Raw genomic sequence first — 12,278 nt, 5'->3', positions numbered from 1 at the left:
AGAGATGACGAACAACGAATCACACACCGGCAAGGTCGCAGTGGTCGGGCTGGACTGCCGACTACCCGGAGCCCGTGGCGCACAGGAATACTGGGAGCTACTTCGCACCGGCGGCGAAGCAGTCCGCACTCTCGACCTGGCGGAGCAACTGGAGGCTGGGGTCCCCCAGCAGCGGATCGCGGATCCGGACTACGTGCCACGAGCCGCGACGATCGACGGCGTCCGAGAATTTGACGCCTCCTTCTTCTACATCAGCGGCCGTGAAGCAGAACGCATGGATCCGCAGCTGCGGGTGTTCTTGGAGTGTGCATGGTCGGCACTCGAAGACAGCGGACACAACTCAGAGGTCTACCCCGGCACGATCGGGGTCTATGCAGGAGGTCTGGGGAACACCTACCAACTGGCCAACCTGTTGACATCCGAGCACGGGTACCGCGGATCGATAAACGACATGCGCGACGACATGGCCACGATGATGGGGAATGACCTGAACTATCTGGCGACGCGTACGGCCTACCACCTCAACCTCACCGGGCCCAGCGTTGCTGTGCAAGCCGCCTGCTCCACCTCCCTGATGGCAGTGCACACAGCTGCGCAGTCCCTGCTTACCGGCGAATGTGACCTCGCATTGGCAGGAGGTGTGTCGATTCGATTCCCTCAGGAGTCGGGGTACTTGCATCAGCCGGACGGAGTGGAATCGCCGGACGGCATCTGCCGCCCATTCGACGCGAAAGCGAATGGCACGATTTTCGGCAACGGCGCCGGGGTCGTCGTGCTCAAACGACTGGCCGATGCGATCGACGAGCGGGACACCATCCTAGCCGTGCTATCGGGTTCCTCCACTGGCAACGACGGTGCGGATCGGGCGGGCTACACCGCCCCGGGCGAACGCGGCCAGACCAGCGTGCTCAGCGAAGCCCTCAGCGTGTCCGGTCTCGTGCCGGACGACGTGCAGTACATCGAAGCTCACGGCACCGGCACTGCCATGGGCGATCCGATCGAGTTCCGGGCGATCAACGCCGTCTACGGCCGCCGCGACACGTCCTGCTACGTCGGTTCAGTCAAGGGCAACATCGGACACCTCAGCGTCGCCGCTGGAGTGGCCGGACTGATCAAGTGTGTGCTGATGCTCAAGCACCGCCAGATCGCCCCGACGCTGTACTTCGACCAGTGGAATCCCGAGTGCGGGGCCGAAGACACCCTGTTCAAGATCCCGACCGCGAGCGCTCCATGGAACGTCCCTGACGGGGTGGCACGACGGTGCGCGGTGACCTCCGCCGGAATGGGCGGCGCCACAGTCCACGTCTTGCTCGAGGAAGCCCCTTCCCTCCTTCCGGCCGACCCGGCGACAGCCCAGCCCCTCACGATCCTCCCTCTGTCCGCGAAGTCGCCGGCCGCGCTGGAAGCGGCCCGACAAAACCTCGCCACACACCTCGCCGCGACCGGGACATCCTTGACCGACGTCAGCCACACTCTGACTACCGGGCGCCGCGTATTCGATTATCGAACCGCCATCGTCGCGGGTGATGCGCAAGAAGCAGTTCGAGCCCTCGAAAGCGGGAACGGACCCAACGTGCTGCACGACTCCGGGGCCCCCCGCCACCGGCCGGTGATCTTCATGTTTCCCGGGCAGGGCGCCCAGTACACAGGAATGGGACGGGCCTGGTACCGACGATACGGAGCATTCACTGAGGCCCTGGACGAATGCGCAGACGGACTGGCCGGAGCACTCGGTCTGGACCTGCGCGACGCCCTGTTCTCCCAGAAGTCCACCTCAAACGGACCTGCCGTCGACTTGGCTAGAACTCGCTTGACCCAGCCTGCAATGTTTTCGATCGACTACGCGCTCGCTCGCCAGTGGATGGCCTGGGGAATTGAACCCGACGCGATGACGGGTCACAGCATCGGCGAGTACGTGGCAGCCTGCCTCTCCGGTGTGCTGACCCTGCCGGATGCACTGCGTGTGGTAGCCACCCGCGGTGCCCTGATAGACGCTCTGCCTGCCGGGTCAATGGCCGCCGTCCTCGCCCCCGCCCGCGAAGTTCAGCAGTATCTACCCGAGGGCGTCAGCGTAGCGGCCGTGAACGAGACCTCGGTCTGCACTGTGTCCGGGCCCGCTGAGCCTCTTCGGTCTGCACTACGCTCACTTGCCGAGGCCGGCATCACTGCGCGCAAGATTCGCACATCGCACGCCTTCCACTCGGCGATGATGGAACCGGCAATGCCCGAACTGGAGAAAGCTCTCGTCGGATGCCGGCTTTCCGCACCACGAATCCCGTTCATCTCGAATGTGACGGGAACCTGGATCACCGATGACGAGGCCACCGACCCCGCATATTGGGCCAAACATCTGCGTGAACCGGTGCTGTTCGAGCAGGGCGTGCAGACACTGCTCGAGGAACCGGATCCCGTCTTCCTCGAAGTCGGACCCGGACAGACGCTGTCGAGCTTTGTACGCCGCAACCCCGACCGCGAGACCGGGATCCCGGTCGTTACTTCAACCGGGCGCACACATGACGGTGACGCCGACGCCCGCGCGTTGCTCGCCGCCCACGCCCGCCTATGGTGTGCAGGTCTGACGATGCACTGGGATCGGCTCGGCACCGGCCGCCGCGTCCCGCTGCCGACGTACCCATTCGAGTCTCACCGCTACTGGGTCGAGCCGGGCGAAGCGACGCTGCCCGCCGGTTCCTCTCCCGCCATATCCAACAAACAATCAGTGGATCACTGGATGTGGACCCCGGTTTGGCACCAGCAGCAGGTCCGCGTCGACTACCTCGACGATACCGACCCCAGCTCTGAGGTCTTCTTGCTCTTCGAGGACAACCACCGTCCCCTGGCTCTGAAGGCACTCCTCACCGAGCGCTACGTGGGATCGCGGTTCTTCACTGTGCACGCTGGAGACTGCTATGGGCTTCCGACCAATGACCAGGACGGCACTATCCGGCCGGGGAACGAAGGAGACTTTTCAGCGCTGATCGACCAGTTGCGCGAGCAGGACAACCTCCCGACCCGAATCGTGATGGCATGGTCGGTCGGCACACCCGAAGGGGGTCCGGCAGCAATACTCGAGCAGGAGTTGGAACGTGGCCTGCACAGTGTGGTCGCCTTGGTGAAGGCGTTGACGGAACACAACGTTACCGGGGCGATCCGCCTCGACCTGATCAGCGCAGGCGCCTACTCCGTGACCGACGACGACCCTGACCCTGTGGCGGAACGGGTACCGCTCGAAGTAGCGGCGAAAGTCGTTGGGCAGGAACAGGCGAACATCGAATCGCTGCACTGGGACCTGCCTCTGGACCTGGACCCGGTCAGCTTGCAGACCCTCACCGGGTTGTTGGCGACCAGGGTCGTGCACGAATCCGGCCAGGCTCTACGCGGTCGAGGGCGGTGGGTGCGGGACTTCGAAAGGGTACAGGCTGACTGGACTCGCCCACGCCGCTCACCGCTGCACGACGCAGGCACCTACCTGATCACCGGTGGACTCGGTGAGATCGGGGCCACAGTCGGTCGAATGTTGCAGTCAGAGTGCCAAGCACGATTGGGGCTTGTGGTGCGCACCCCGGTCCCCCCGCGGGAGGAATGGGACGACATAATCGCCGCCGCTGAAGATGCAGCAGCGCAAAGCGACGCGTTGATCGATCCCGACGCCCCCGTCCTACGGGTCCGCCGCCTCCGCGAACTAGAGGCAGCAGGAACAGGAGTCGTGGTTGTCGTCGCCAATGTCGCTGATCCGACTCAACTCGGCAGAGCGATCGACGAAGTGGAGGCAGTGCTCGGCCCGATCAACGGTGTCGTGCACGCCGCAGGACTACCCAGCGAGAAATGGGACCGCGCGGTAACGGCATCCGGCGCAGAGCAGTGTGCATGGCACTTTGAGGCCAAAGCACACGGACAGCAAGCCCTCGAGGACGTACTGCGCACAAGAACAGTCGACTTCTGTCTGATGATGTCCTCACTCGCCGGTGTCCTCGGAGGGCTCCGACTCATGGCCTATGGCGCTGCCAACCGATTCATGGACGCAGCCGCCGAACGCGCCAACCGACGCGAGAACGGCACGACCTGGATCAGTGCAGGTTGGGATGTGTGGCAACACCACCAGGATGAGAAGCGAGCTATCTCCGCGATCGGCCGGGGTATGGACGACAAGGCAATTCAGCCGGACGAAGGCCTGGAAATCATCCGGCGGCTCCTGGCACTCTCCGGTGCGGGACCGATTGCAGTTTCAACCTGGGATCTTCAGCACCGGCTCGACCTTTGGGTTCGCGACCCCGGAACAAGCCAACCCTCAGACGACCCAGGAGCCGCTGAGCGTCCCGCAATAGGCAGCAGCGCTGAGGAACACGTACTGGGCATCGTGCGGGACGCGCTCGGTGCGAGGGACATGGCCGCCGGAGACGACATCTTCGAACGAGGCGGCGACTCGCTACTGATCGTGCGGCTCCTGTCGGACATTCGACGCACCTTCGACGTACAGATCCCACTGGCGGATGCACTGGACCAGCCAACCGCCGGACACCTGGCCGACCTGATCGAGGTCCGCCGTCCGGTACCGAACGGCGCCCCTGGCCCAGCGGGCAACTCCACGGACGGCGACCTCGCCGACATGCTCGCGCAGCTCTCCGCAGCAGAGGTCGACGACCTTTTCGACATGGTGACCCCGCCAACAGAACCGACGACAGGAGTACCGGCCAAGTGAAGTTCAGCCTGATCTTCTTCTCCGGCGACGAGAAGAAGAAGTACCGATTTGTGCTCGACGCTGCCCGGTTCGCCGACGATAACGGTCTGCACGCAATCTGGACCCCGGAACGACACTTCCACCGGTTCGGCGGTCTCTACCCCAATCCAGCCGTTCTCGGAGCGGCGCTCGCGATGACCACCAACCGGCTCGGAATTCGAGCGGGCAGCGTCATTGCACCGCTGTACAGTCCGATCCGGATCGCGGAGGATTGGGCGGTCATCGACAATCTGTCCCGCGGCCGGGCCGGCGTAGCGCTCGCAACCGGGTTCAGCCCGGTGGACTTCTCCCTGCAACCCGGCGCCTGGGCCGACAGGCGCGAGAGCACTTTCAATGCCGTCGAAACGATCCGCGAATTGTGGGAGTGCAACCCCGTCTTCGTTCCTGATGGACTGGGAAACCAGGTAGAGGTAGAGCTGCACCCCCAACCTGTGCAGCCCGACCTACCGATCTGGCTGACCTGCACGAAGAGCGCCGACACTTTCCGCACAGCAGGCCAACTGGGATGCAACGTGCTGACCGGACTGATCGACATGACCAATGAGGAACTCGAACAGAAACTGCCCCTCTACTGGGACGCGCGGGAACAGGCCGGTTACGACCGTGAAGACGCCGAAGTCACCCTCATGCTGCACACCTTCATCGGTGAGGACCGTGACGAGGTACGCGACATCGTTGCGGAACCATTCACGCAGTATCTGAAGTCCTTTTTGAAGGTCGTCGACTCTCAGAAGCAGAACATGGCACCGGGAGCGGGGGTCCGCGACATGGACTTACGCGACCAAGACGAATTGATCGACTTCGCCTTCCAGAAATACTTCGACAAGGGCTCGCTGCTGGGCACCGTCGAATCGTGCAGCGCGGTTGTCGAGCGATTTGCAGGAATGGGCGTCACCGAGATCGCCTGCCTGATCGACTTCGGGGTGGACGAGGACCTGGTTCTCCAGAGCCTCAAACATGTGGTCGAACTCGCCACCAAGTACGGAGATGAGGGGAGCCAGCAGTGATTCCGATCGACCAACGGCTACGAGCCCTGACCCCAGCACAGCGCTCGCGACTGGAGGCACTGGTAGCCGTTCGCCGCGATGTCACACGACTGACTCCTGGGCGTGTCCCAGTAGACCGGCCGCTGCCACTGACCGCGGGACAGGAACGGTTGTGGACAGTGCAACAACAGTTCCCAGGCAAACCGATTGACGTGGTCAGCCAGACTGTTCACCTGCCCGACACCGAACCCCTAGAAGCGCTAAAGAGACTCGAGGATTTCTGCACGCGACATGAGGCCTTCCGGCTTCGGTTCGAGCGAACCCCTCAGGGTGTCCGGCAGGTGGTCAACGGTCAGCCGCGAGTCGCCCTTTCAGTTGGTGAGCCGGTGAGTTCGGAAGCCGAGGCCGCCTCTGCCGTCATCGTGCTGGCGGCAGCCACCACCGATTTAGACGACGGGCCGCTGCTGCGGGCCCAAGTATCTCCCGGTCCGGATGGCAGCTCCTGGTGCCTCGTTGCTGTGCACAACATCGTCTTCGACGCCTGGTCGTTCCAGCTGTTGCGCGAAGCACTAGACGGGCAGAACACCCCCGAGTCGGCGACCTTCCCGGACTTCGCCGATTGGCAAAGGGCGTGGATCGATCACGAGAACGGCACCCATGCTGCCGAACGCTGGCGAGAGATAGTCCAGAGCCCGCCGATGCCGCTACCGTGCGACGCCGGACGTAGCCAAGAGGCAACCCGGGACGGCGCCCGCCTGGTGGTAGACATCCCTCAGGTGACAACCGACTGCATGACCTCCCTTGCACAGCGTGCATCATGCTCCGTGTTCTCGGTCTGGGCCACAGCGGTGCACGCGGTGGCCGCCCGGTACGGCGGCACCGACGACGTACTGATCGGGATCTTCACCTCGAACCGAGAACAGCCCGCCAGCCAAGGAACAGTGGGATACCTGCTGAACGTCGTCCCGCTGAGGCTTCAGTTGGGCGGCACGGTTCGTGAACGAGTCCAGGGCGCATGGGCCGCCATCCGCTCCGCGCAGCGCTTCGGTGCCTATCCGGGAGAAATCGTAGCCGAACGGTGGACGCGGGGAATCGCACACGCACATCCGCTGTTCGACTGGGTCCTGGTCCATGAAGAGATGGCTGCAGCCACTTCCGCAGGATGGAGCCATCAGGTGGTTGCCGATATTCCCCGGGCAACCGCCCGATACGACCTGACCATAACCGTCGATTCAGGACCGAACGGCGCGCAGCTATGGCTGGAATACGACACTTCGCGGTATCACGCCGAAACGATCGCTGATCTGGGTGGGCGCCTCGCCGCCGAGTGCGAGCGGCTCGGCGCCTCCAGCGCCGACGGAACGGTGCAGAGCGCGCGGCACACGGCGGGAACCGGCTCGTGAACCGCCCAGCACGGATCCTCGCGTGCGCATACGAACTGGGAGAACACTCCGAGCTGGCGTCAGATCTCGAGGAATTGAACCAGACACCGCAGCTCCGAGATTTTCTACTCGGTGAGGACGGCGGATTCCATACGATCCGCTCGACTGACGGATCCGTCCTCGAGCTCATGACCGCAGCAGCAGAGAAGGTCCTGGCGAGCACCGGAGTGATTCCGGAGGAGATCGACGCCGTCCTGCTCGCCACAGACTCGCTCGCGCGGACCCGGAGTGCGCACGACGAAGTGCGTACTTTGGCCACCGAGCTGCACCTGCCGGTGGCGACACCATCCACCGTGGGCCTGCTCGACTGCGCCGCACCAGTTGTCGCGATAGCGACCGCGGCAGCCATGGTCGAGAAAGGCATATACCGCAACGCGCTGGTCATTTCCGGCGACGTCGCGGAAATCGCCGCCGAAGGAACACGGATCGTCGCCGGCGGAAGCGCTGTGGCCAGCGACGCCGGCGCCGCCGTTCTGATCGGCACTGAAGGACCCGGTCGTACGGTACTCGGAGCGGCCTTCGACTACAGCCCCGACTTGATTAACGAGGACCTGCCCCCCCATCAACAGCTCAGGCTGCGGATAGCAGCCCAACGTCGGCTCCACGGTCAATTGAAGAAGACGACCGGCGCATGGTGGCGACGCCCAGACATGGTGTTGCCCAGTAATCTTGCGCGGCGATTACTGATTACTTACCTCGACGATGTCGGCTACCGCGAGGACGCACTATTCCTCGAAAACATAGCCACACACGGGCATTGCTTGGGCAGCGACCCGTTGATCAACCTGGTCGACCTGCAGACCGCCCACCCGGACGAGGGGGCCACCTGCTTACTGATGGGGCTCGGGGTAGCTCATAGTGCCGCGCTCCTACTGGGGAGCGTCGATGACCAAGACTGACGCACTACTCGATCAACTTCGAACGAAGGGTGTAAGGCTGAGGCTTGTCGGGGACCGTATCAAGTACACCGGCCCGCCGGACGCGGTGGACGATGGGCTGCGCGGAAAGATCGCACAGCACAAGGCGGCCCTGTTACGAATGCTCGCTGCTGACGAGAACTGGCACAGAACCCGCCGACAGAACAGAACAGACGAGTCGTTCGAGCTGACGGATCTTCAACAGGCCTACATGGTGGGAGAGCAGGGCCTGGAGGGAAAACGCCCAGCGGTGATGTACCACGAGTACTCCGTGGACGGAGTCGATTCCGAACTCCTCGACGGTGCGCTACGTCGGATTCGTTCTCGGCGTTCGGCGATGCGGTTGGCTTTCGACCCGGAAGGACGCCAATGGGTGACGCCGCCTGACAACGATCCGGTTCTGGTGGTAGTCGATGTCACCGACTCGGAGCACCTGACAGCCTTGCGAACCAATCTGATCCGGGATCTTCCACCGCTGACATCGGGACGGCCATACCTGTTCCGTCTACTCCGCTGCCCGGAAGGCGACAGACTGCAGCTCGCGCTGCGCCTGATCGCTTTCGACGGAGCGAGCACCCTGATGTTGCTGCGCGAGATCACACGTTGCTACCTCGACGCCGAGTACAGGCCCTCAGCCGAGCGTGCGACTTTCGGCGATTTCGTGGCCGCTCGCAGCCACGCCCGCGAGGGTGTGAGATATCAAAATGCGTTGTCTTACTGGCGTTCAAGAGCCGGCGATTTGCCAGGGCCGCTGCGTTGGCCGTCCGTGGCGTCATCCGACCCACACCCGACAGGGAAGGCGCTGGTGCGCCGCACCATCAGACTGAGTGCACCCTCCTGGCAGGCATTCAGTGAAAACGCTCGCCGCCACGGAATCCCGAACGTGTCCGCACTGTTCGGCCTATTTGCAGAATTGGCCCAGCGGTGGTCAGGCGAAGACGCGGGCACGATCACGGTGCTTCTGACCCAGCGATCGACCGGCGACCCCGACCTCGACACGGTCTGGGGAAACTGCTCGATGACCACCCCAGTAGTGACCCGAAACACGAACGGGCCGTTCGTCGAACGTGCCCGCGCCCACCAACAAGCACTCTTCGAGTCACTGGAACACCAGTCCGTCGGCGGTGTGGAAATCAGCCGGATCCGGCAACGGACTGCGGTGACCGGCCCAACCGGCAATCTGGTGGTCTTCACCAGCGGAATCGACCTCGTACCCGAGAGCGGACCAGGATTCATCTTGGACCTTCCCGGTAGCGAACTCGTCTCCAGCAGTTTGAGCACCCCACAGGTGTCCCTCGACCAGCAGGTCGACCTCGAGCACGGCGCACTCGTCTGCACCACCGATTTCGATGAAACGATGTTCTCGCCCACGCTGATCGACTCGTTCCTCAAGGTCTACGAGTCCGCACTCCACTCCCTGTCCACGGATCCGAAGGCGTGGACCACACAGAAAGTGCTCCATGTCGCACCAGGCGATCTGCTTGACCGCACCCGGATTAATAACACTGCCCAGAACCTGCGCCCGGTAACACTGGACGGACCCGTACTCACTCAAGGTCAAATCAGTTTGAGCCGTACAGCTATCGTCGACTCCCGTGGAACGCTCAGCTATGTCGACCTGGTCAACCAGGTCGACTCCTTGGCTGCGCGACTGATCGGTACCGGCGTCCGCAGCGGAGACCTGGTGGGCCTGCACCTGCCACGCGGCCGCGACCAGGTGGTGGCCGCACTGGCCGTGCAACGAGTAGGCGCCGCTTACCTACCCGCCGACCCGTCCTGGCCGGACGGCCGAATTCGTACGATCCTCGAGCACAGTCGGGTTGTCGTGCTAGTGACTACGGCGCCGGATGGTGGTCTCGGCATCACACCCGGCCCAAGTGCCCAAAGCGCACCAGACGGCGAAACCGAAGACTCAACGCTCCGCAGCGTGGACGACCTCGCCTACGTCATCTACACCTCAGGGTCCACCGGCACCCCCAAAGGTGTTGCGATGAGCCACCGGGCCACCGCCAATACGATCAGTGACCTAATCGGCCGGTTCGACCTCGGATCAGACGACACGGTCCTGGGTGTCTCTTCGATCGCCTTCGACCTGTCGGTCTTCGACATCTTCGCGACGCTACGCGTCGGCGCACGGCTCGTCATCCCGGCCGATCGCGGTGGACCCTCCCCCGAGGAATGGGCCGATCTGATCCGCACACATCGAGTAACCGTCTGGAATTCCGTTCCCCAGTTGATGCAACTACTACTCGAACATCTCGGCGACAACGCGACCAACACACTTGCCGAGCTACGACTGGTGATGCTGAGCGGCGATTGGGTACCGCCCAGCCTGGTGACCGAATTGCACAGAGTAGCCCCCCAAGCAGCCGTCCACAGCCTGGGCGGGGCAACCGAAGCCGCGATCTGGTCGAACTCCTTCGACACCGCCGAGACACCGCCCGATTGGCCATCGATCCCGTACGGGTTTCCACTCGCCAACCAGCAGATGCACGTACTACACCAAGACGGATCGCCGGCGCCTGAGTGGATTCCCGGCGACCTTTACATCGGGGGCGTCGGCCTGGCTCGGGGCTACCTGAACGACCCGGAACGCACAGCCGATCACTTCATAGAGCATCCCGAACTCGGGCGGCTCTATCGAACCGGCGACCGGGCACGTTACCGGCCGGGGGGAGTCCTGGAATTTTTGGGCCGTAAAGACAACCAGGTCAAGATCGACGGATATCGCATCGAATTGGGAGAAGTCGAGGCTAGCCTACGAGGAGCCCCCGGAGTTGCAGCCGCAGTCGCTGTCGTCCTGGAGGACCACAACTCCCGTATCCTAGTGGCGGCCGTGGTGGTCGAGGACGGGCGCAGCATCGACCCACGGGGACTGCGGGCTACAGCAGGACGCGACCTACCCCCGTACATGGTCCCCCGAGCCATCACCGTGATCGAGGCGTTGCCACTCAGCGGCAACGGCAAAGTAGACCGAAACGCCGTGTCCCGGTTAGTACGGACAGACATGTCCCAGCAACAAAGCGCGACCGGCCCGCGGAAAGTCTTGACCGAGCCGGAACAGGACCTGGCGCGCATGTGGGCCGAGGTTATCCCACCATTCGAGTTCGACACCGAGTCGGACTTCTTCGCTTGCGGAGGAAATTCGCTGGCCGGTATGCGGCTGGTAAACCGCATTCGCCGAGTGTGGGGACGCGATGTACCGCTGAGTCTTATCTTCGAGAACCGCACCCTAGCCGAGATGGCGTCCGCCGTCAGCGCAGCCGAGCAACGGAATCCGGTAATCGTTACGTTGACGCCGGGAAGGCTGAGGCACGTCCTCATGCCGCATCCGGTGGGAGGAAACATTGTCTGTTACGCCGAGCTCGCTGACGCGCTCGCTCAAACATTGGGAGCTGACTGGGGATTCCACGCGTTCCGTGCACCCGGATTGGCTCCAGGCGAGGACCCCATCGGAGACTTAGATGAAATCTCGACAATCGCAGCACAGGAAGTGGCCCGCACCATTCCCGAAGGGTCAATTGACCTGGTTGGTTGGTCGATGGGAGGGATCTTGGCAAGGCTGTTGGCTGCACGGCTGACAGCCGCGGGACGCGAGGTGGGAGCCGTCGTCGCGATCGACAGCTACGGTCCTGGAGGTGAGAATTCCGGCCCCCACACCGACGCTTTCGTGGGCTTTTTCGAGAACATTACTGGCGGGGGCCCAGTCCGCGAGTTGTTGCGCCCAGTCAGTGACACCGAACTTTCAGCAAACCCCGCCGAGCATCTCACTACTGGTCAGGATCAGCTGGTACGGGCCGGACTGTTGGTGGAACCGTTCGAGCCAGCGCAACTACTCACCCTCTTCCGCGTCCACCGGGCCAACGCCGAGGCACTGGTCAATTACACCAAATTGGACGACACAGATCCGCCGACCCTCTCCATCGGCGCACAGAACCGAGCGGCATTCTCCCGGCTCGCGCCTCGACCGGAAGGCCATGAGATGCACACGATTGCGCACACCGACCACTACTCGATCATGGCGGAGCCGGCTCGACAACAGCTCAGCGAACTGATCTCCGACCACCTGAGCAGGTTGTCAGGGAGGACTTCATGATTCCGCTGGAGGGTGATCGAGCCGTGCTCGCCCGACTGTTGCCCGAGTACACCACGGTGGAGGCGATCACCGCTGAAGACCCCACGGAACTCCGACGCC

General features: G+C 63.3%; 5 protein-coding genes. All 5 read left to right on the top strand.

The features are described 5' to 3' along the window. The first annotated feature begins 4 nt into the window (after positions 1-4). Genes NOF53_RS24980 through NOF53_RS24960 form a run of 5 tightly spaced genes read left to right on the top strand, consistent with a single transcriptional unit; the run spans position 5 to position 12,179 of the window. Positions 5-4,699 carry a type I polyketide synthase gene (locus NOF53_RS24980; protein WP_255973907.1) on the top strand — a complete coding sequence of 1,565 codons (4,695 nt, stop codon included), beginning with the start codon at positions 5-7 and terminating at the stop codon, positions 4,697-4,699. After that, on the top strand, positions 4,696-5,745 hold the full coding sequence (locus NOF53_RS24975; RefSeq protein ID WP_255973905.1) for a MupA/Atu3671 family FMN-dependent luciferase-like monooxygenase: 1,050 nt from the start codon (positions 4,696-4,698) through the stop codon (positions 5,743-5,745). The genes NOF53_RS24980 and NOF53_RS24975 overlap by 4 nt, the downstream gene beginning before the upstream one ends. Beyond that, complete coding sequence (locus tag NOF53_RS24970; protein ID WP_255973904.1) at positions 5,742-7,127, top strand: condensation domain-containing protein; 1,386 nt, start codon at positions 5,742-5,744, stop codon at positions 7,125-7,127. The genes NOF53_RS24975 and NOF53_RS24970 overlap by 4 nt, the downstream gene beginning before the upstream one ends. Then, complete coding sequence (locus NOF53_RS24965) at positions 7,124-8,065, top strand: beta-ketoacyl-[acyl-carrier-protein] synthase family protein (protein WP_255973902.1); 942 nt, start codon at positions 7,124-7,126, stop codon at positions 8,063-8,065. The genes NOF53_RS24970 and NOF53_RS24965 overlap by 4 nt, the downstream gene beginning before the upstream one ends. Further along, complete coding sequence (locus NOF53_RS24960) at positions 8,052-12,179, top strand: non-ribosomal peptide synthetase (protein WP_255973900.1); 4,128 nt, start codon at positions 8,052-8,054, stop codon at positions 12,177-12,179. Before NOF53_RS24965 ends, NOF53_RS24960 begins: the two co-directional genes overlap by 14 nt. Positions 12,180-12,278 lie beyond the last annotated feature (99 nt).

This window comes from Rhodococcus tibetensis, assembly GCF_024438035.1.
In the GTDB taxonomy this organism is placed as follows: domain Bacteria; phylum Actinomycetota; class Actinomycetes; order Mycobacteriales; family Mycobacteriaceae; genus Rhodococcus_F; species Rhodococcus_F tibetensis.
The sequence above is the reverse complement of the archived record's forward strand: the minus strand, read 5'-3'. Positions and strand labels throughout refer to the sequence as shown.